Origin of the sequence: Leptolinea tardivitalis (genome assembly GCF_001050275.1) — a bacterium.
In the GTDB taxonomy this organism is placed as follows: domain Bacteria; phylum Chloroflexota; class Anaerolineae; order Anaerolineales; family Anaerolineaceae; genus Leptolinea; species Leptolinea tardivitalis.
The window spans coordinates 47,656-69,670 of the sequence record NZ_BBYA01000010.1 but is presented as its reverse complement, the minus strand read 5'-3'; the positions used below and the strand labels follow the sequence as shown (position 1 = coordinate 69,670).

The 22,015-nt window shown below is 44.5% G+C and carries 20 protein-coding genes; 2 read left to right on the top strand and 18 right to left on the bottom strand.

Going from position 1 to position 22,015, the window contains the following annotated elements; all coding sequences use genetic code 11:
* Nucleotides 1-109: 109 nt before the first annotated feature.
* Entirely contained in the window at nucleotides 110-1,204 is a 1,095-nt protein-coding gene (locus tag LTAR_RS09865) for a 6-phosphofructokinase (RefSeq protein WP_062422076.1), read from the bottom strand.
* 130 nt (nucleotides 1,205-1,334) lie between these two features.
* Here LTAR_RS09865 and LTAR_RS09860 point away from each other — a divergent pair, with 130 nt between their 5' ends.
* The gene (locus LTAR_RS09860) at nucleotides 1,335-2,711 is read left to right on the top strand and encodes a cryptochrome/photolyase family protein (protein WP_062422075.1); all 1,377 of its coding nucleotides are present in this window, start codon (nucleotides 1,335-1,337) and stop codon (nucleotides 2,709-2,711) included.
* Nucleotides 2,712-2,713: 2 nt separating this feature from the next.
* On the opposite strand, the gene LTAR_RS09855 is transcribed toward LTAR_RS09860, so the two are convergent.
* A complete protein-coding gene (locus LTAR_RS09855) occupies nucleotides 2,714-4,741 on the bottom strand; it encodes a hypothetical protein (RefSeq protein WP_062422074.1) in 2,028 nt (675 codons plus the stop codon).
* An 81-nt stretch (nucleotides 4,742-4,822) separates the two neighbouring features.
* Here LTAR_RS09855 and LTAR_RS09850 point away from each other — a divergent pair, with 81 nt between their 5' ends.
* Complete coding sequence (locus tag LTAR_RS09850; protein WP_062422073.1) at nucleotides 4,823-5,032, top strand: PspC domain-containing protein; 210 nt, start codon at nucleotides 4,823-4,825, stop codon at nucleotides 5,030-5,032.
* Between the two features lie 48 nt (nucleotides 5,033-5,080).
* On the opposite strand, the gene LTAR_RS09845 is transcribed toward LTAR_RS09850, so the two are convergent.
* From LTAR_RS09845 to rfbC, 16 genes are all read right to left on the bottom strand, one after another.
* A complete protein-coding gene (locus LTAR_RS09845; protein WP_062422072.1) occupies nucleotides 5,081-6,316 on the bottom strand; it encodes a putative hexosyltransferase in 1,236 nt (411 codons plus the stop codon).
* A 43-nt stretch (nucleotides 6,317-6,359) separates the two neighbouring features.
* Nucleotides 6,360-8,348 carry an asparagine synthase (glutamine-hydrolyzing) gene (asnB, locus tag LTAR_RS09840; protein ID WP_062422071.1) on the bottom strand — a complete coding sequence of 663 codons (1,989 nt, stop codon included), beginning with the start codon at nucleotides 8,346-8,348 and terminating at the stop codon, nucleotides 6,360-6,362.
* A gap of 135 nt (nucleotides 8,349-8,483) precedes the next feature.
* The gene (locus LTAR_RS09835) at nucleotides 8,484-9,422 is read right to left on the bottom strand and encodes a glycosyltransferase family 2 protein (RefSeq protein ID WP_062422070.1); all 939 of its coding nucleotides are present in this window, start codon (nucleotides 9,420-9,422) and stop codon (nucleotides 8,484-8,486) included.
* Nucleotides 9,403-10,926, bottom strand: coding sequence for a lipopolysaccharide biosynthesis protein (locus LTAR_RS09830; RefSeq protein WP_062422069.1), 1,524 nt, complete (start codon nucleotides 10,924-10,926; stop codon nucleotides 9,403-9,405). The genes LTAR_RS09835 and LTAR_RS09830 overlap by 20 nt, the downstream gene beginning before the upstream one ends.
* Before the next feature lie 15 nt (nucleotides 10,927-10,941).
* Nucleotides 10,942-12,264 (bottom strand): nucleotide sugar dehydrogenase, encoded by a 1,323-nt coding sequence (locus LTAR_RS09825; RefSeq protein ID WP_062422068.1) that lies wholly within the window; start codon nucleotides 12,262-12,264, stop codon nucleotides 10,942-10,944.
* A 187-nt stretch (nucleotides 12,265-12,451) separates the two neighbouring features.
* Complete coding sequence (locus LTAR_RS09820; RefSeq protein WP_201775975.1) at nucleotides 12,452-13,456, bottom strand: Gfo/Idh/MocA family protein; 1,005 nt, start codon at nucleotides 13,454-13,456, stop codon at nucleotides 12,452-12,454.
* 3 nt (nucleotides 13,457-13,459) lie between these two features.
* Nucleotides 13,460-14,542, bottom strand: coding sequence for a DegT/DnrJ/EryC1/StrS family aminotransferase (locus LTAR_RS09815; RefSeq protein WP_062422067.1), 1,083 nt, complete (start codon nucleotides 14,540-14,542; stop codon nucleotides 13,460-13,462).
* On the bottom strand, nucleotides 14,539-15,144 hold the full coding sequence (locus LTAR_RS17535; protein WP_062422066.1) for an acyltransferase: 606 nt from the start codon (nucleotides 15,142-15,144) through the stop codon (nucleotides 14,539-14,541). Before LTAR_RS17535 ends, LTAR_RS09815 begins: the two co-directional genes overlap by 4 nt.
* Nucleotides 15,145-15,371: 227 nt before the next feature.
* Nucleotides 15,372-16,499 (bottom strand): DegT/DnrJ/EryC1/StrS family aminotransferase, encoded by a 1,128-nt coding sequence (locus tag LTAR_RS09805; protein ID WP_062422065.1) that lies wholly within the window; start codon nucleotides 16,497-16,499, stop codon nucleotides 15,372-15,374.
* Nucleotides 16,500-16,501: 2 nt separating this feature from the next.
* Complete coding sequence (locus tag LTAR_RS09800) at nucleotides 16,502-17,242, bottom strand: cephalosporin hydroxylase family protein (RefSeq protein WP_062422647.1); 741 nt, start codon at nucleotides 17,240-17,242, stop codon at nucleotides 16,502-16,504.
* A gap of 56 nt (nucleotides 17,243-17,298) precedes the next feature.
* Complete coding sequence (locus tag LTAR_RS09795; RefSeq protein ID WP_062422064.1) at nucleotides 17,299-17,988, bottom strand: metallophosphoesterase family protein; 690 nt, start codon at nucleotides 17,986-17,988, stop codon at nucleotides 17,299-17,301.
* A complete protein-coding gene (locus LTAR_RS09790; protein ID WP_062422063.1) occupies nucleotides 17,985-18,974 on the bottom strand; it encodes an ATP-grasp domain-containing protein in 990 nt (329 codons plus the stop codon). Before LTAR_RS09790 ends, LTAR_RS09795 begins: the two co-directional genes overlap by 4 nt.
* Nucleotides 18,974-19,852, bottom strand: a complete 879-nt coding sequence (locus tag LTAR_RS09785) for an NAD-dependent epimerase/dehydratase family protein (RefSeq protein WP_062422062.1) — start codon at nucleotides 19,850-19,852, stop codon at nucleotides 18,974-18,976. Before LTAR_RS09785 ends, LTAR_RS09790 begins: the two co-directional genes overlap by 1 nt.
* Nucleotides 19,849-20,568, bottom strand: a complete 720-nt coding sequence (locus LTAR_RS09780) for a class I SAM-dependent methyltransferase (protein ID WP_062422061.1) — start codon at nucleotides 20,566-20,568, stop codon at nucleotides 19,849-19,851. The genes LTAR_RS09785 and LTAR_RS09780 overlap by 4 nt, the downstream gene beginning before the upstream one ends.
* Nucleotides 20,561-21,340: a WbqC family protein gene (locus LTAR_RS09775; RefSeq protein ID WP_062422060.1), complete on the bottom strand. Its 780-nt coding sequence runs from the start codon at nucleotides 21,338-21,340 to the stop codon at nucleotides 20,561-20,563. The genes LTAR_RS09780 and LTAR_RS09775 overlap by 8 nt, the downstream gene beginning before the upstream one ends.
* Before the next feature lie 141 nt (nucleotides 21,341-21,481).
* Nucleotides 21,482-22,009, bottom strand: coding sequence for a dTDP-4-dehydrorhamnose 3,5-epimerase (gene rfbC, locus LTAR_RS09770; protein ID WP_062422059.1), 528 nt, complete (start codon nucleotides 22,007-22,009; stop codon nucleotides 21,482-21,484).
* Nucleotides 22,010-22,015 lie beyond the last annotated feature (6 nt).

Here is a 22,015-nt window from a genome sequence, read left to right as displayed (position 1 = left end):
ACATGAATGACAGTATGAGTTCCAAACGTGTCGCTGCGGCATCCCTCCTCGTTTTACGATAAAGGATACCGCAGCGAACGGGAGAACCCCTGCAAGGGGGTTCTCTTCGTTAATAGGATGGACCATCTCCGAAAGAAATCCCCAACCCTCTGGCAGACAACACCATATCGCCATTGATGTCAACACGTTTGGGTATTGCAAGAGCATCGTCCAGGGAAATATCAACAATTTTTTCCTGTTGCAGGGCAACCATACGACCAAATCCGCCGCTGGCTGCCAGTCGGACGGCCGCTGCACCAAAACGGGTTGCCAGATCACGATCGAAAGCGGTGGGAGAGCCTCCCCGCTGTAAATGCCCCAGAATAATGACCCGGCTTTCTATCTTTGTCAGTCGGGTGATTTCATCGGCAACGCGAACACCGATACCTCCCAGGCGGGGTGTGTAAACCTCATCTCCCATACGGCTGACAACAATTTCACCGCCCTGGCGTTTTGCACCTTCAGCCACGGCAACAATGCTGAAATGTGTACCCCGTTTTGTACGATTCATGATCTTTTCGTTGATGTATTCCATGGTGAAGGGAATCTCAGGAATAAGGATTACATCCGCTCCACCAGCCATACCGGCGCTCAAGGCAATAAAACCGGCGTCTCTGCCCATCAATTCAAGAACCATTACCCGATGATGAGCTTCGGCGGTTGTGTGCAGGCGGTCCAGGGCATCGGTGGCGATATTCAGAGCTGTATCGAACCCGAAGGTACATTCCGTGCCGCCGATGTCGTTATCTATTGTCTTTGGCACACCAATCACAGGAACACCCAGAGGGAATAATTCTCGGGCGATGCGCAATGTACCATCACCGCCCACCACAATGAGGGCATCCAGTTTTAGATCGTTGATGTTGTCTTTGATTTTCTGAGATACATCTTCCACCACTTCACGCCCGGAACGGATCACTTTGCGGGCAAAGGGATTGCCGCGATTGGCTGATCCGAGAATTGTTCCACCGCGTGGAAGAATTCCCCGCACAGCCGCCTGGTCGAGGGGAAAGATGCCATAATCACCCAGGAAACCGTCAAAACCATCTTTAACACCCATCACCTCACAGTTGTACTGATTGGCGGCTGTCTTTACCACAGCCCGAATAACCGCATTAAGACCGGGCGCATCTCCACCGCCGGTCAGGATGGCAATTCGTTTCATAATCCCTCCATTGATGCCAGAATCAATCCAGAGTAGCTTTTATACCTAATAGTAGCCTCAAAAACTGTACATGCAAACCAATAATTTGTGAAAACATCCTAAAATCAATATAAAGAGGTGATTTCACACTATGCCTGTTTCCATCTGGTGGATACGCCGGGACCTGCGATTGGATAACAATGCTGCACTGGAGGCTGCTCAGAAAAGTGGTCTACTGGTGTTGCCCGTCTTTATACTGGATGACCATTTGATGAAACCTTCATTAAGCCGGCGCCATCGTTTTCTCCTGGAAGCCATTATAAATTTGAAGGAACATCTGGCCGCCAGGGGGAGCGGTGTTGTTATCCGCCGGGGAGACCCTTTGGAAAAGATGCGGGAACTTGTCTGTGAAACCGGGGCAACATCGATTTTTGCTGAAGAGGATTTCACGCCCTACGCTCGTCAGCGGGATGAGGTGATCAAGAAGCATTTGCCGCTTAAACTGACTGATGGACTGACTATTCATCATCCTACAGCCGTTCTTAAGCCGGATGGTTCCCCGTACACGGTGTTCACGGCATTCAGCCGGAAGTGGAGGTCTCTCCCGGTTGTATTTCTTTCCACGAGACCCAGGGATTGTTTCCTGCCAGCCAACCAGATTCCATATTCTGATTCAATGCCTGAATTCGCGCCCGTAGCGGATTTCCCGGGCACCCGGAAAGAGGCAGAAACCCGGTTGACCAGATTTATCGATGCCTCATCCCACACCTATCACGAATACCGGGATCGTATGGATTTAGACGGAACATCAGGGCTTTCGCCGTATATCCGATTTGGTTTGATATCAGCCAGTGAAGTGATAAACCGACTGAGAAGCGACAAAATTACTACATTACCTGCAGGATTTGAAGTTTTTAATAATGAACTGATCTGGCGGGATTTCTACCATTCCATTATTTTCCATTTTCCTTTTGTCAGAGAGACCTCATTTCGGGAAGAATTCAGGAAACTGGTCTGGCGAAATGCTCCAAGTGACATACAGGCATGGAAGGAAGGTCGAACCGGTTATCCGGTGGTGGATGCCGGAATGCGTCAATTGAAGCAAACAGGTTGGATGCACAATCGTGCCCGCATGATTACCGCATCATTTTTAACCAAAGACCTGTTGATCAACTGGCAGGAGGGTGAACACTGGTTTATGGATCAGCTTGTGGATGGTGATCTGGCAGCAAACAATGGCGGCTGGCAATGGGCAGCCGGAACCGGAACCGATGCCGCTCCATATTTCCGGGTATTCAATCCGGTAATCCAGGGAAAGAAATTCGATCCTTATGGAGACTATGTGCGCCGCTGGCTGCCAGAGTTACGCGAGATCAGGGGTGGGAGAATTCATGAACCCTGGTTGATTCCCGAGTATGAACTTGCGAGAGCCGGTGTTCAATTGGGAGTGACTTATCCGTTACCCATTGTTAACCACAGTCAGGCGAGAGAACGCGCTTTGCACGCTTACCAATCAGCCGGCCGGTAACGTTAGTTTTCTCCGCAACCCAATTCAGAAAGCCCGACCCCCATCTCGGGAACATCTTTCATATTGCGCCATAGAGAGCAAATGGCTGGCTGGTATTTCTTGTCCTGCCTGATGCTTTGTTGAGAGAGTTCGATGGCTTTACGCACATTGTTGTTATGCGCGTATCCTTCGATAAAAGGCCACCATTCTCGTGGCGAATTTGACTGTCCAGCTAATGGTGTGTTGCCATTGGCAATTTCTTTGTCACCGAGTTCAACGATGGTTTGCCAGTCTTCCATCTGCCAGGCCAGTTCAGCTTTCTCATATGAATGACACCAACCCTGTTCTGGTTCTTTCCCGAACAATTCACCGGGGGGAAAACCTTGAGCTGGCTTAGATTCTATACGAGAGAGGTTTGATAATGGCAACATATCTTTTTCCAATTGCGACAGATATGGATTTTCCCTATCTTCAGATCGAAGGATCCAGAGACAATTTCCATGCGATGGATCGGAATGGATTAATAAGGTGTCAGGAGAATTCCCTATGAAATGCAGCGTTCGAAATTGAGAATCATTGCTGATATTGATTTTCGAAGGGGCACCCCCTTTAAATTTTGGCAGCAACGTATAAAACCAATAGTCCAGTAATTCGTTGTCTTTATCATGCTGGGGGTATAACTGATTGAGAGCCCCTGACATAGAAAATAAACCCTGGTTATCGATCAATTCGTTTTCCGAGTAGATGGCAGTTGGAGCTTTTAACTGGGGCGCCCGCCAGAACAGTTGCCAGTAAAGACGCATTTCCTGATCCCACACACCCCGGAATTCATTGGCGATTCTCAGTTGATAGCCGGAGCCTAGCATGATAATCAATCCGGCTAAAGCGGCTTTTTGTACTCGTTGTCTACCCAACCAGTTTATGATTCCGGCTGTTAATATACTTAATCCCAGAATGGCCGGTAAAGCATACCGGTCTGAATGGAAGTCGAATAGAACCTGTCTCTGGGTAATCCAGGCAGGAATGGGGCCGATTAACATTCCGGCCAGACCAATAATTACAGCCATCCCCGACCAATCCCCATCATTTTCTTCTGAGGAACCAACTGATGGAGATTTCGAAAGAAAAATTGCGGCAAAAAGACCAATCAATATACTTCCAGCTAAAAAAAGGATGCTGGACATGTTGAGAGGAAAGAAAATGTTGGATTCAAATACTTTTGACCAACTTCCAAATCCAATATAAGAAATATCTACAATGAATACCTGAACCACCCACTTCAGAGTTTCTAACGGTTTGGTGAAAAAATTAAACAAGACATCTGCCCGGTATGGATCATCATTGGCAAATGGCATAAAAAAGATGCGAATGACAAAGAATATGGAAAGAAGGACAAAATATGGCAGCCAGGTTTTCAAAACCAATCCAAATTTTCTGGCAGATTTTTCCTGTGGAGACAACATGAACCAGATGAGGAAAGGTCTGAGAAGTTCCAGAGGAGCAAAATATTCGGTGATGCTAAGCTGAAGAATGGAAAGCAACAGGGAAATCGCAATCCAGAGAACCTTTCGAGTTGGATCCCGTAATGCCATAAGCATTGCATTGAATGCCCAGATGATCAGAGCAAATTGCATCCATTGCTGATGGAATGTGACGGCAATCGGCTGCTGCCCGAAGAGGGGATAGACCAGGAATATGGATGCAGCCATAATACTCTGGAACTTGGCCTTTGGACGTAGCTGGCAAAGTAGCACAAAGACTCCCCAGGCAGATACTAACCGCATCGATAAGGTGAATATCTGCCATCCAATCGGACTCACACCCAGAATGGGTGTCAACACGATATGCGTCCAGGCACTGAGGGGACGGTCACCGGCGTAATATGGCCAATAAAATGCTGAACCCTGCAACCGATAAACCAGAATTTTCGCCCAATCATCCCAGTAAAATCCAAGATAGGGAACAAAGAAGCCGTAACTGAGTAGACACAGGGCAGCCAGAAAAGCAGGTACCACCCACTTTGATATTTGATTTTGATATGTATTTTTCATTTCCCAGTAACAATTTAGTGAATAAAATGGAATTAATGCAACCAATCCATTGTGTAGTCGTATAGTTAAGTGGAGGAAACAATGGAAGCTAAAAAATTATATCGCAGTATCAAAAATAAAATGCTGGGCGGTGTTGCAGCCGGACTGGGTGAATACCTGAATATTGACCCCACACTGGTACGCCTTGGATTCATTGCCCTGGCGCTTCTGGGCGGACCGGGTATCGTGATTTACCTGATCATGTGGGTGGTAGTACCGGAAGAACCGGTCGACCTGCCGCCAGCGCAGTAAAACCTGTAGAGAATCACCGGCTTCAGTTCTTCACTGGAGCCGGTTTCTTTAAAGAGCATTGGAAAAAACAGCCCACCCAGTCTGTAGATTGAATATGATCTGCACAATGAGAAAAATGACTGTAATGGTTGCAAACGAACAATACATAAAGGCTCTATCTGTATCGACTTTTCTCGCTTCGATGAACCTATCCCATAGATTCTGCAGCATGGGGAATATTCCTGAAAAGAGCGGGAGCATTATGGGCATCCAGTAATGATCAGGTTTAACGGCGATAATGTAAATGATATACAGGCTGAAAGGGATGATCCACGCCACGTACATCCGGCTGATCTCTTTGATTTTGCCATAAATTGAGTTGTAAAAATGAGTACAAAGGGCGAATGCCAGTAAGACATAGGAGCCGTACCATCCATTGAGAACCGGCTGCCAGGCAGCCCAACCGACACCGTAGGGATCATCGTCTGCCCAGCCGTGAGTAAAAAAGTAGTTATGGTCAACGTGAACCTGAATGATGCGGTCACGAGCAGATGGAATGAATAGCAATGGATTGCTGATAAATATCGAGGCCACCATCACCATGATGAAACCCAATCCTGAAATGATCGCTTTTTTTAGGGTAAGCTTCTTTTCGATCAATGCTCTAATTAACAGGTAGGCAATTACAGGTGCAAAGAAACCGCCAATGGTCTTTAGTCCGGTTGCCAGACCACAAAAGAGAGCTGCAATATAGAAATTGCGGCTAAACCGCAAAGAATCGCGATCCAGGAAAAAGAAAGTTAAGGCGACACACAGGATGGTGAGTGCGTCTGGATGCCACCACCAGATGTTTTGACGAACAATGCCAGGTATTGTACAGAGAAATAAGAAGACGAATATAGATATCAGGGTGGATTTGAACCGCGTTGCCAGATAGGTGAATATGCCAATAGCTAAAAGCATAGGCAATACACTCACGAGCTGTCGTTCCAACAATACAATCAACTGAACCTGGTTTTCTGTCTCTTCTCCGTACATGATTTGCACAGGAGCGGCTGCCAGGGCAGAAGCCACATAAAACGGATATCCGTATATATAGTGTCCATAAGAAATCAGCCGCCAGTGGGTTTCTGCTGCTGTTTTTCCAGGTGTGATCATGTGAATCAGAAACGGGTATTGAAAGCTCTCATCCACAGAGTTTCTGGAAAGCTCATGGGCTGTGGCAGCGCCTTTATTGTTCAATGGGATATAGGCGCAAAATATCAAAATAGCCAGCAGGCTGATGATCCAAATGGTTTTTCGCATCTTGAATGTCTGGGTTTATCTTTCTACTATCCGGTATCTTCTTTCAGACAATTTCAGGGTAGTGGATATTGAACTTTTCTGTCCAGAGAAGCAGATTAATCGTATACCATATTCGACGGTCGTATTTGCCAGTTTGAAGATGATTGTCAAACCAGGAAAGAGCTTTTGCACGATCGAAAAATGGTACTGTATCTCCTACGCCTGATTTAAATATCGATTTAACCTTTTCTGAATTTTGGAACATCCACTCTTTTTCCGGTGGGGCAAATCCGATTTTATCCTTGCGGTTTTTGATTGGAGGCGGCAACCGGTCACTCATGGCATCACGCAGAATTCGTTTGGAAACACAATCGGTTGAAATCTTATAGGATTCGGGTAAAGATAGACAAAATTGGGCGAGACTCGTCGTCAGGAATGGTACACGGCTTTCAATAGAATACGCCATGGAATTTCTATCTTCATAACGAAGAAGGGCGGGTAACCCGGCCTGAAAAGTCTCATATTTCAACTGCTCATTCAATATTTCACGGCTTGAGTATTGTTGCACCTTGTTGCGGAAAAATCCATGTGGAACGCGGCCAGATAACCGGGAATTCCACGAGTCTGACACTGCTGGATACATGGATTTTATGTTGTACATCCAGGTTGAAGGCCGGACTGATTCGGGTAGCGCCCTGTCAATAGCCCAGGCAAAATACTTTGATAATTGCGAAAACCCTTTTGCTCTCATCTTCGATAACATGGAAATGGTTTCAATCGGATTTCCTGACAACATGACGGAAGCCAACCTGTCACCCATGTGATCTCTGTAGCCGCCCAGTAATTCATCGCTGCCCTGACCATCTAATAGCACGGTCACATTATTTTGCCTGGCCAATTGAAAAACCTGATTCTGGGCAAACATACTGGAACCGCCGAATGGTTCATCCAAAGAATAAATCATCCTATCCATCAACTCTGAGAAATCGTCACCCGTAATGTGAGTCTTGTGAGAAATGGTTCCTGTGTCATGGCAAACCATATCCACCCATTTTTCTTCACATAATTCCGGGTTATCTGCGATGAAGCTGAAAGCATGTAATCCCAGTGTATGATCTGTGGCATGATGAATGGTCTCCAGAATGGAAGATGAATCCAACCCTCCGGAGAGAGAGACACCAACAGGGACATCACTTCGCATGTGGATGCGAACGGATTCTTCAAATAATTCCCTGAATCTGTGCGTGGCTGATTCGTAATCCAATTTTGCCGCTTCAGGATCACGAGTTATTTCCCAATAAACGGTCTCCTGTTTATTGGTCACATTTTCGAGGTCAACAACCAAAAAGCAACCCGGTTTGAGGGCATCAATGCCATTGAAGGCTGTTTCGGGGGCGATATCCGATATACCAAATGAAAGATATTTCCCTACAAAGGAATAATTGGCTTCTCTAGGAACCCAGGGAATTTGTACCAGGGATTTAATTTCTGATGCAAATGCAAATTTATCTGCTGTTACAGAATAGTAGAGCGGTTTTATCCCAAATGGATCTCTGGCAAGAATCAGGGAATGCTTGCGCCGGTCAAAAATGGCAATGGCGAACATACCAGTGAATTTAACGAAACAATCTGTTCCCCATTCGAGATACGAGTTTAAGATAACTTCAGTATCACTGCCCGAATTGAATTCATATCCTGCTTTGATTAATTCCTGGCGGATTTCGACGAAGTTATACACTTCGCCATTCAATATCACCCAGATGTTCTCATTCTTATCACACATGGGTTGATGTCCATTGATGGAAAGGTCCAGAATAGATAAACGTCTGAACCCAAAGGCCATGTGGTATCTTTTTGATGAGAAGGATTGAATATGGGGCAATCTCAATTCGGCTTGAGAATCATCACCAATACAGGCGATTACCTCTGTTTGATCTCGTGAAACCAGCAGATAACCTTCATCATTCGGCCCGCGATGCCTGATGGTGCGAGTTGCCTTTACGACCAATTCTGGATCAAGCTGATCCTGTATTATTCCAAATATGCCGCACATAGAGTTCCTGAAGTATGTCTGGTGATGGATTTGATGTACATAGGTCCAAATTTTGGAAAAAAGAAAATTCTATTCTTAAGCGATTTCCTGAATTGAATACACATAAACTAAGTCTTCTAAAGGAAAACCAGAAAACTAGTTGGAATGGATAGTTGAAAGAGAATCGACCGCTATCTTAATTTGTTTTCGCGCGATATTGCGGATCATGCGAAGGTACTCAAATGCATTGCGCAAAATAATCACAGGGCTGAACACTATGGCGATAATCAACGATGAGCCTTTGGCAATATTAACAAATTCAACCCAACTCAGGTTTATTCTTCTTAATAAATTGGTGAATAAGAAGGCAAATATTCTTCTGCGTTTGTGAAATGGTTGGTAGTGTTGAGTGGTCTTGATTAGTTTATAAAAAAGTGGTTCTGTGCCATATAAACCGTAGCCACCTTTAGCCAATACATACGGTAAATAACCATAAGCAATATCGTAAGGAGATTTCCGATTAATTGACCACCAATCTGGTAATACAGTACCCTTAATGGCATCGAAGCGATAGATCCCATAAATAATACAGTCATTATATGTCCAAAAAAATTTTAAAAGTCTGAGAAGATGTGTTTTTGCAGAATTATCGACAAATACTGGTTTTCCTAATGATGATCTATTTTCGTCAATATTTTGATAAGGTGCAAACCCTAAGATGATTGAAGGATCCTTCTCCATTCCGGAAAGGATGGTTTCAACAAAAAATGGAGAATAGCTGTCATCACAGGCTGTCCACATGAAATATTTCCCCTTAGCTTTTTCAAGAAGAAATTGGCAATTATCTCTTGCTGTGGAAGTTTTTTCCTGGTAATAGATTTGAATGCGTGAATCATTTTTGGCATATTTCTCAATGATTTCTTTCGTTCTATCTGTGGATGCATTATCTGAAATGATCAATTCGAAGTCTTTGAATGTTTGGGAAAGAATGGAATCCAAAAATATTTGAATATACTCTTCCCCATTGTAAACCGGGAGAGTGATGGATAACATTGGTTGAATCGTCTCTCTATTCTTAACCGATTGTTTTTGCATACTTGTTCCTGATGTTCTGTATAAAGAATAGAGATTTTTCTCTTGTATACCGTACTGAAAAGATCACAACAAGTTGAATGGCCAATGAGAAAAATAGAAAAGCGGGCACTGTATTGATAATTTCAGGAAAGAATATGTCGCCTGCTATTTTTATTAAGCTAAATGAGGCACATACCAGAAGTGATGGAAGTATGTCATTGAGTATCCAGGGTTTCAATTCCCCGATCAGAATGTACCTATACATGATGAAGATGACAATGCATAATCCTATTACCCCATAAACAACCCTGACGGCAGCAACTCCGGTAACTCCAAAAATGGAATTAAACAGGAAGACTAGTAATAAAACTAAGGGAATACAAATTACATTACTCCATAGAGCCAACCGGGTCCACCCGTGTGCTACCTGTGCCTGATACGGTATACCAATCAGCGCATTGAGTAACGTTCCAGCCAATACAATTGATGTTATGGTGGAAGCATGATCAGCAACCTGTGGATCCCCTGTCCAGACTAATATGATCGGTCGAGAAAAAAGAATTCCCACCGTGGCAATGGGTAACACGGCTGCTGAGACCAGCTGGCAGGCCTGATGGTATGTTCTATTAAACGTGTCCTTGTCTTTTTGAGCAACCAACGCGGAAAACCGCGGGAAATATGTCAGGTTAATTGGGCTGACAACAATGGAAAGCCCTGAATTAATCATTAATGCAATATTGTAGAATCCGAAAATTTCCAGGTTGTAATTGTGGCTGACGAAAATCTGGTCAATTTGACTGATAACAAGACCCAGAAAACTGATGATATTCAGACTGAGGGCAAATTTCCAGATATTTTCCAACAACTTTAAATCAAAAACTGGATTTCCTTGCTTAGCTGGCAAATATAACCAGACGGATATTACCAGCAAGGTGATTTGCAGTGTGGATACTCCCAGCTGCCATGAAAAAAAAGTATCGATGGTTGGGGAGACATACGTCAAAATCAATAATGCGCCGCCAAATTTCAGCAGGCTGTTAACAATGTTGATGAGATTTAAACGGATATGGCGTTGAAGCCCCAAAAGGCATCCCTGATAAAAAGTAATCGGCCATTCCAGTACTATGAGAAAACCCATCAACCGGATGGAGTGGATCAGGGTATCAATGGATAGATTTTTTGATTGAAGCCATTTTTCGGCAATGATTGGTGCCCCGAAAAAAACGAGCACACCCAAAAGAATACCAATTATCCAGTACCCTATTTCCAGCGTGCGGACAAGATCACGCCCCCGATTTTCCTGGGTTTGATCTACTGAATATCGTGCCAGTTCACGGTTAATGGTTGGACTGATACCGAAATCAAGCAGGTTAATCAGGCCATATAGAGTTGTGTAGAAGCCGATCAATCCATACGATTCAATGCCCAGTATTTTGATAAGCAACGGGGTGGCAATCAGGTTGATGGCCATTACCCAACCGCGGCCGATATAGTTGGCGATTAAATTCCGGGTTTCCGTTTTCATTAAAAAGAAAGTGGATTATCTCCCCAGCCCAACGGACCAGTAGTCAAAACCGGACTGCCGGGCAGATTTGGCATCAAATACTCGCCGCCCATCAATCAGTACAGGTGTCTTTAGGGTAGATTTCAATCTATCGAGATTGATTTTTACGTATTCATCATGCCTGACCATCGCCACCACGGCATCGCAACCGGCAGCTTTTTCAAATACATCCCCCTTGTATTCATTCACATAAGGATCATGAATTACAACTTCTGCTCCCAGAGCATCCAGACCGCCAATCAAGGCCGCTGAGGGGCTGTTGCGGGTGTCATCAGAATTTTCTAGATAGGCATAGCCCAGAACCAGTACTTTACATTCGTTCAATTTTTTACTCTGACCGGCTAAAGCTTTTTCGAGCAACCGTACCATGTGATGGGGCATCTGGTCATTGATCGCACGGGCCGCCGGAATCAAACGCAAGGGGACCTCGCTTCCAGCCACTCCATATGCCAGAAGCCACGGATCTTTGGGAATACAATGCCCTCCGACTCCGGCACCGGGAATGTGCATTTGCCTGAAGGGACTTTTATTGACCAATTCTCTTACTTTCATGACATCCGCCCCGGCCTGTTCGCAGATCAGGGCAACCTCATTGGCAAAGGCAATTTGCACATCGCGATAGGCGTTTTCGACAGTTTTTACCAGTTCTGCCGTAGCCCAATCGGCGGCATCCAGGTCAGCTTCCACGATATTCCGGTAAAGAGCCATCATGATGGCAGATGTGTCCGGGGAGTCGCCACCGCAAACGCGGCTCATCTGACGCAGGTTGGCAAGCAGTTTCCCCGGCATTACCCGCTCGGGGCAATTTCCAAGCAGAAAATCACGGCCTGATTTGAGGCCATTCTTTTCCAGCAAAGGCAGGACGGTTCCCTTCATGGTTCCTGGAGCGATTGTGGATTCTATGATGACCAAAGCACCCGGTTTCAGTACGGTCGAAAGGCTGTTGCAGGCCGATTTCAAGGCGGCATATCGTGGTGTATGCGTTTCATCTACCGGAGTTTCAACATCAATCAGGATAATGTCCCGGTTGCGCAAGTCTTCATAATTTGAGGTGGCATGCAGTTTTTTCCCACCCACCACTTTTTTCAGCAATTCTTCCAGACCGGGTTCGTCACCTTCGATAGGCGATTTTCCTGAATTGATCGTATGTACGCGATCTTCGCGGATTTCCATCCCCAGGACATCAAAACCTTTTTCGGCAAACATGGCCGCAACTGGCAGCCCAACATACCCTAATCCAATTATGGCCAGTTTGGCTTTTTTCGTTTCAATTAAGCTCTCAAGTTGTTTTTGCGACATCAGGATATCCATGTGTAGAAAAAATTAAAAATTTTATAAAAGAAACCAGCTTATTGTATCAAATGTGGTTGACTGGCTACTTCTGCTTTTCTGTTTATTTATTTTATAAGAGAGAAATTTCGCCTTTCAGATTAAATCAAAGCAGGGAGTGAGTGGGAATAAGATCTCACACCCTGCTATTGAAATATTAGAAATTTATTACCTGATGGTTTGTTCCGGCTTCAACCAGTGCCAGAGCAATTCGCAGGGCAGCCAGACCGTCTTCGCCAGACACCGGGACAGGGGTATCTTCCAAGACGGCTTTCAAGAAACCCTGCAATTCGGCTTTCAACGGTTCAAATCGTTGAATGGCAAAACGTGACATACTGCCTTCGCTGACACCGCGCAAGTTCTTCAGTGAATCCCATGTGAGGCCGGACGCCTGGGCATTTTCATAGAAGTACAGGTCCTGGGTCAGGTCATCCACACGGAAAAGGCCGCGTTCGCCCAACACAAGCACCTCGCGGATTTTCGTAGGGGTTAACCAGTTGATCTCCAGAGCCGCCGTGACGCCATCAGGAAAGCGCAGCATTCCCAGCAGAAGGTCTTCATGATCCGTATGAATACGCTGTTCTGTTTCAGCATACAACCGGATTGGATCCATTTCGGTGAGGAAACGGACAATATCGGCATCATGCGGAGCCAGGTCAATGACTACGCCAACATCACGGATGCGGGCAGGGAATGGTCCAGCCCGACGGCAAAATACCTGGTAGATTCGTCCCAGATCACCGGCAGACAGTCGTTTTTTCAATTCCTGAATGGCCGGATTGAAGCGTACGATGTGCCCGACCATTAATTTCCGGTTCAATTCCTTTGCCAGTTTGATCAGCCGTTGTCCTTCTTCGATGGTAGCCGCTATGGGTTTTTCAACCAGCACATGGGCGCCGGAATGAAGAACATCGGTAACCACCTGTTCATGAAGTGCCGTTGGAACAGCCACACTGACAGCCTGAGGTTTTTCCTTTTCCAGCAATTCATGATAGTCGGAATAGGCATTTGTCCCAAAAATTTTGGCTATGGATTGCGCCGTATCAAGATTTGCATCTGAAATACCGACCAGATTGGATTCTGCCAATTCGGAATAGACGCGGGCATGGTTCTTCCCCATGGATCCAACACCAATCACTGCGGTTTTCAATGTCTTCGTCACAGATTATCCTTTGGCCATAAATTCATTAATCGTGGCAGCAACTTTTTCGCGGTCGGCTGCTGAAATGCCCGGGTGAACAGGGATCGATAATACTTCACTGGCAGCTTTTTCGGTTTCAGGAAGCGAAATATGGTAACCATAATCTGTCTGATAAAAACCCTGTTTGTGGATGGGTACCGGATAATACACTTCTGAACCAATCTCATGCTCGGCCAGGTAGGCACGCAGAGCATCCCGCTTTCCGCCCGGAACTCGAACAGTGTACTGGTGATAAACATGCTGGCAGCCTTCGGGAACAAACGGGGTGACCACACCCTTCAGATTTTTGTCATAAAAAGCTGCATTTTCCTGCCGTTTCTGATTGAACATTTCCAGTTTTGCAATCTGGGCAAGCCCAATGGCGGCATGCATATCGGTCATGCGGAAGTTATATCCGATTTCATCGTGGTAGTAGCGTTTGCGCATACCATGATTGCGAATCACCCGGCAGGCTTCTTCAACGGCATCATCATTGGTGGTGATCATGCCGCCTTCACCTGACGTGATATTCTTGGTGGGATACAATGAAAATGTTCCGGTACCAAAGGAGCCTACTTTCTTTCCTTTGAATGTGGCACCATGGCTTTGGCAGGCATCTTCAATCACCAGCAGGTTGTGTTTTTTCGCAATAGCCATAATTTTTTCCATATCGCAGGGCAGTCCAAAGAGATGGATGGGAAGAATGGCTTTTGTTTTCGGTGTGATGGCTGCTTCGATAAGATCGGCATCAATATTGAACGTTTTCGGGTCAATATCCACAAAAACCGGTCTACCGCCGGCATAGATAACGCTGTTGGCAGAGGCAATGAAGGTGAATGCAGATGTAATAACCTCATCGCCAGCTCCTATTTTGTTCGCCAGCATGGCGATATGCAGAGCTGTTGTGCCAGACGATGTGGCAATGGCATGTTTGGTGGTACACATAGAAGCAAATGCTTCTTCAAACGCTTTGGTTCGTGGACCCTGGGCGATAATTCCAGAATCCATCACTTCCAGTACAGCTTTTTTTTCATCATCGCCGATTTGCGGCCGGGCCATATTAATCATTTTATTTTCTCCCAGAGATCAAGTGGAATATCAACAATGCTATGGCAAGCCGGACATTCGGCGGCCATCATTTTCCCTTTGATCTCGCCTTTTTTTAGTTTTTCACCACAGGCACAGACAAATCCGTGCAGGCGGGCAGGATTACCATATACAAGAGCGTGGTCGGGCACATCACGGGTGACGACACTTCCTGAACCTACCATGGCCCATTCACCGATGGTAACTCCGCAGCGGATAGTGGAATTGGCACCAAGACCAGCGCCTTTCTTCACCAAGGTTTTGGTTACCACCCAGTCATCGGTGCTTTTGACACTTAAATCCGGGTTGACAGCCCGGGGACGCATATCATTGGTGAAACAGACATGCGGTCCGGCAAAAACGCCATCTTCTAATGTAACGCCGTGATATACAGACACATTATTTTGCAGTTTTACATGATCGCCAATGTGTACATCATTATCGATATATACACCTTTACCCAGATTACAATTTTTCCCAATATGGGCACCCGGTCGAATCTGACAGAATAACCATATAGCGGTACCATCCCCAATAACAGCTTCGGATGATACATCAGATGTAGGATGAATTTTTACTGCCATGCAGCAGCTCCTTTCAATGGAGGAATCAACATACCGGTCATTGAAGAATATTGTACCTTATCGCAACTTGAGGTTTTTTTATCTCAAAAAATAGACAAGTTACAAAAATTTTTGATGACTATACCATAAAAGAAGGGGAGAATGACTGTCATTCGCTTTTTCTCCTCTTTGTTTATTAAGGTAAGTTTCCAGCAGGTAGATGGTTTCTGAACACTATTTGATGGACTTTATCCTTGAATGATCTGTTTTACCGACTGACAGACAAAATCCACCTGAGATTCTGTCAGGTTCAAGGCCGAGGGAAGATTGACGCCATAAGGGCTCAAGGCATAACTGACTTCATTGCGTTCATGGGCGTGTCCTGCCTGTGGAAGATTTTGATAGGCAGGTAAAGAACTTAACGGATGGAAGAAGGGACGGGTGGCGATGTTTTGTAAACCCAGCTTTTCTTGAAGAGCTTCTTTCTTGATACCAAATTTTGGATCAAGGATGATGGTTACCATCCAGTAAGAATTGAAAACATCAGACGCCTCGGAATTCATGGTGATGCCGTCAATATTTCCCAGACGTTCGTAATACCATTTGAACGTCTCACGTTTTTTGGCGATCAGTTCATCTATGCGTTCTAGCTGGGCCAGACCAAGCGCTGCCTGCATGCTGCTCATTTTGTATTTATAGGCCACTTCAGAGTTATAGAAGAGCGTGGCATTACCCGGTGCCCGGCCGTGATCCCGCAGGAAGGAAATTCGGTCATACAGGTCTTTGCGATCTGTCAGAAGAATACCACCTTCTCCTGTGGTTAAAGTTTTGGAGCCGTGGAAACTGTAAACCCCGGTCACGCCGAAGCTGCCGGCCTTTTTCCCTTTGTATGTTGAACCAATGGCTTCAGCGGCATCTTCAATAATGGCGATGTTGTGTTTTGCGGCAATTTCGCGTAAAGCATCCATATCTGGCATATTGCCATATAGATCTACTGGAATGACGGCTTTTGTACGCGGGGTAATGCATTCTTCAAAAGATTTTGCGGAGATACACCAACTTTTGGGATCAATATCAGCAAATACCGGAGTGGCATTCACATAAGAGATTGGAGCCGCTGATGCTATCCAGGTGCAATCTGGCACAATGACTTCATCACCGGGGCCGATACCCAACGCAAGCAGGGAAAGATGAATGGCTGATGTGCATGAAGGCAGTGCCATGGCATATTGCACGCCAATATATTCAGCAAACGCTTTTTCAAAGCGTTGATGATACATATTGGCATTGGAATACCATGCGTTCGTAACAGCATCAGTAACATAGGCTATTTCTTTCTCTGTAATCCATGGGCCTGCTACAGGAATGTTCTCCATTTTTAGTCCTTTATGCACTTCAAATACCCATCTGGTGCAACGGTGATAAGGATTTTGTTTTCAATTTCCTTGTCAATTTCAAACCGGTCATTGGTTTTTAGGAACTCCCATACCGCTGTTTTGGGATTGTTCCCTTTTCCCCAGGGACGATTGGAATATACATCATCGGGCAAATCTTCCACCAACGTGTCGAACACAACAAGATAGCTGCCCTTTGTCACCAGTGATGAATAGGCTTTCAATTCGCCAAGAACATGTTCATGAGTATGCATTGAATCCAAAACCACCATAACGGGAGATTTGCCTTTTGCGTACGCATGTACCTGGCCGATAACAGCCTTATCAACGGAAGAACCCTCAATCATCTTAATTCGTTTTGCCATGGGGTGATTTTCGATTTCAATACGGTTGTGTGGACGGATATCGATATCTAAACCTAAAACCATACCGTCACCACCCAGTAATTCAAGCATCGAGGCATAGAAAATCAGGGAACCTCCATGGGCAATCCCGGCTTCAATGATTAATTGAGGTTTAACTTTCCAGATGATCTCTTGCATGGCCATTATATCTTGCGGGAATTGAATGATTGGCCGTCCCATCCAGGAAAAGTTATAGGTGTAATTTCCTGCTTTTGCCACAGCCAGCATCCAATCAATGGTTTTCTCTCTTAGGTTTTGTGTTTCACCCAACCGGTGTATATTGTTTTTTACTTCATTTTCAAATTCTTCTTTTTTATTCATCTTTTCACCATGTGAGATAGGTTCTTTTAAAAAGAAACTCGAACAAAATACATAGATCATGAATTGATAGTGATCCTGTCTATCCGACCGCCAATTTGTGCACCCAGGTAAAGGTTTTTATAACAGTATTCCGGAAAACCTGCCTTCTTCATTTGATAAGCGGCTAAGTCGATATCATACTCTACCCGGTGAAGTATTACCTCATTGTCTGAAAGGGTGGCAAAAGCGGCGCGGGGATCTCCATCTCGTGGCTGACCAACAGAACCTGGATTGCAAAAAGTTTGACCTTTGATTTTTATCAAAGACTGAACATGCGTATGACCGGCAAAAAAATGGATGGCGCCCTGTGGAAAATCTGATGGAGAGACATTATACAGATAGCCATCAATCATGTCCTTCCAGCTGCCATGAGTAAAATAATCACCATTTTCAATGATGCATGAGGTTGATTCAGAGAGCCATTTTACCTGATCAGGTGTAATGATTTTTCGCTGGTAGTCAATGATTTCAGAAACAATTTTTGAGCGTGAACAATTCGTTCCATTAACAATATAACTATCATGATTACCCATAATATTTGGAATTTTATTTAAGCGAAGTAAATCGATACATTCGCCGGGTTGGGCATAATATCCCACTACATCACCCAAAGAGAGAACATTCTCGCAACCTAATGATGCGATCTTTTTCAAGACAGCCTGTAAAGCTGGTAAATTTCCATGAATATCTGAAATGATGGCAATCATTTAATAAAAAAATCCTCATAATATCGCCATCCTTGTCCTGTGGTGATGACAGGTACCGAAGGTTTTTTCCCATAAAGGTAATAGTCGATTGCCATATCTGCTTCGTTATAGCCAAAGCCAGCCCTCAGAGATGTGCTGCTGGAAAATCGGGGATTAATCTCCAATAAAAATGCTTTATTATGATCTTTACGGAATTGAAAATTAGTTGGACCTATTGGTTGAAAATATTGTCCGAGTAGATTTGTGGCTTCAGCAATAATGGCATCATCAACTACCTCAGCAAACTGAGTATTGCCGGCCGAAGAGAGCTTGCGGCGGAAAATTATTGGAGGAAGTAATTCTCCGTGACTCAAACCAAATGCTCCGACAGTGAATTCCTCTTCATCGTTTCCTACAATTTTCTGAACCATAAAATCAGGGCCGCATTTCTTCTTCCAGTACTCAAAATCATCCCTGTCTTCCAGGCGAATAATTCCTCTTGAACCATTGCCCTGACGGGGTTTCATGAGAAATGGAGGGTTCCCCAGTTTTTGGACACATTCTAACCAGCTATCAGTCAAAATCGTTGGGATTGGTTCAAAACCAGAATTTTCTAATTCAAGACCAAACAGCCACTTATCCCTTGCGAGTTCAATAAGCTCGTACCGATTTAATCCAAGGATTGCCCCACATTTTCCCAGAGATTGCCGATGTTGATTTAGGAAAAATACATCCACTTCGAGACCCGGAAGAACAAGATCGATCGATTCATTCAGCAGCAGGTCTTTCCAAAACTCAACATAAGCTGGTTCAGTTTCATCACCATCTGGTTTGGGAAAAAACGCATCACAGGCATATTGGCCAAGAGCCTGGCGGTTTTTGTCCAAACCTATTATGCGGATATGCTTTTCGGATTTCCGCAACGATTTGACGATGCCCTGTCCGATAATGGCGCCAACACCGGTCACTAAAACAGTAATTTCATTTGTGGTGGTTTTTGTTTCCATCAAGATACGTCCAGAGGGCCGAATTTTAAAGCGGTCCCCTCGTCTCGTATTCGTGTTATACCACTTTCCATGGAGATCACAGGGACATAATGCAATAATTTATAGGTTTCGCCTGTTTCAGGAAAATTAATCGGTCTGAAAGGGGGCTTTTTAGTATCAATGATTATCTGACCTCCCTTATTAAAAATGGCATACGCCATATGAGCTATTTCATCGTATGTGTTAGTTATTGGATGAACAACAGGGAGGATACCTGAAATGACGTGTTCACTTGCCTGAATTAGTAGACGTGCAGCATCGTCAACGTGAATGAAATTCCGTTTTCCTTCCGATGCAGGCATATGAATATCCAATCCTCGAGAAGCATAACCAATGATTCTCCCAAACCACTTCTGATGTTGACAACAAAGACCTTCTGTATCGTACAACTGAGAGTACCGCAGACTACAGAAACTTGCTTGCAGATTCTTCATTCCCCAATCAAGCAGGTTTTCTGCCAGGGCTTTTGTCAATCCATAGGAGGTCATTTTGCCAGGTTCCAGACCTTCAAATGAAGAAAGTGATCCAGCATATATCAAGGATTTTGCCTGTGTCATTCGCGCCAGATCAAGTGCCCAGAGACTTCCGGCGCTGTTTATTGAAAAATTCGTTCGCAATCCCTGTGGGCTATCATCGGCGAATGCAGATGCCACATGAAATACGGTATCAGCTGTTAGGTCTGATGGAAGTGGGGAAAGAAAACCACGGGTTAAATCTAATTTAATATCAGCACCATCAAATAGACCGACCCGGATAACGCGAATACCGTCTGACTTTAAAATCGCTTCCAAACGGCTGCCAAGCATGGAGTTGGCGCCAATAATTGCGGCTGTTTTCATACTGGAATTACTTCCATGAGTAGAGAAACACATAAATCCGGAAAGTCCACACCTACCTTTAGCATGGCTTGCAGGTTACCTTCAAAATCATCCAGTGTTTTTAAAACTGCCAAAGGTAATGGTTTGAGGTAAACGCCTTCTTCATAGGTTACCCTGTAACCTGATTCGATGATTAATTGTTTCAGAGTATCTCGACAGAATTGACGTTTATGCCCTAAAGCGATATCGTTTGAATTCAGGCTGTAAATTGAATCAATTTTCCCCAATTCCAACCCCAGACGTCGGTTCAGGGATTTTGCATTGGGTGTAGTGATATACATCTTCCCACCCGGTTTAAGATATTTTTTATATTTTTCTAAGATTAACCTGGGATCGTCCACATGTTCAAGTACGAAACCCATTACGATCACGTCAAAAGTCTTATCAGTATCATAATCTTCGAAATAGCTGAGAATTACATTACCGGAGAAATCAGGATGGCTTTTATTGAAATTCTCAATAACAGTCTGTGATCCTTCAAGGACAATATGTTCTTTACATACCGGGTTGAAAAGAACTGCCGTAAATCCATGTCCGAGCCCTAATTCGAGCAATGAATCACAATGATCGAATCTCTTGATGATTCGTTGTGGATACCAATGCATGATCAGATCATTTTCTGTTGCTGTAGCCGCATCAGGCAAATATTCTTTTGCCAAAGTGTCAATCTCATTCATGATTAATCCTTAAAAAATCTTTCCAATCAATTGCTTCCGATTGAATATAGGGTTTCCCTTCTTTTCCGCAATTGGCCACAAGATCAAGCCCTGTCACATAAGGTGTAAATTCACCGTGTAGTTGCGGATATGGTATGCAACGGTATTGCATGAACCGAACCTGAACACCGGCAGTATTGAACATTTCAAAATCCATATAGTTTCTGGCACCGAGCCCCGTTACATAGATATTCCCTCCCAATGCCAGAACAATATCTAAAACCCGTTTATCGCTGCTTCCTCCGATGTTCATTGTTTTTGAATCAACGAACATTTTTCCTTCAACAATATCAAAGTATTCTGCGAGTTCCATTGTGGATGCTCTTGCGACATCAGCAAGAGTCGTAAATGATTTTGAGAATACCCGATCTACCAATTCAAGCATCTCATTTTTGAACGGAGCCCCCTTGTACGCCTGTTGAAGAATTTGACGATGTTGGTTTCGCCAATCTTTACGGTCATCAATGAGGACTTCATCAATCTTCTGGCCAAAATGGAAATCACGGATGGGTATCGTCATCCATTTTTGACCCTGTTCGGTCTTTACCTGAATCCGATTAATTCGATTGTTGGAGACGCCATGAGAAAATTGGACATCATCGTAATAAACATACGAATCCGCTAGGCGAATCTGTTCAAGCATTCCCACCCATGGGAAATACATTGATTGCGAGATAACGATAGTTTTTTCGGATTTTGTCTGGCAGTTGGATGAATTTAACAAATCAGACATTGGAATTTTTCTTTGTTTCCTTACCGGTTTGATAAGGATTGGCCTTATCAGGTGGATTGTATCATCCATTGGGTAAAGAAAATCCGCAATCTCAGCGGTAACTGCAAATGGAAACGTTTATTTGTCTCATAACTGGATTGTTTATGGAAGAACTGGAAAAGTAGCATCCCTTTCCGAAATTGTTTTCCCCTCGATAGGCCACTCAATTCCAATGGCCGGATCATTCCAGCGGATGCCGCGGGCACATTCTGGATGATAGAACTCCGAGATCATGTAATAGACCTCTGAGTTATCCTCTAATGTTTGAAACCCGTGAGCCATACCATCCGGGATATACAATGCCCGGCGATTTTCGGCACTTAACTCAACAGAAAACCATTTCCGGTACGTGGTCGAACCAGGGCGCAGATCAATCACTACATCAAAAATGGCGCCCATTGTGCAGCGCACCACTTTTGTCTCGGGGTATGGTTCTACCTGATAATGCATCCCCCGGAGTGTCCCTTTTCTGGCATTAAACGAAATGCTGCACTGGGCAAGGTCACTGACCAGGCCGTGATCGGCAAATTCGTGAACACACCAGGTGCGGGCGAAGAAACCACGCTCATCCGTATGCTTTTCTGGTTCGATAATGAAAAGGCCGTCAAATTCTGTTTTTTGAAACAGCATGTTTGC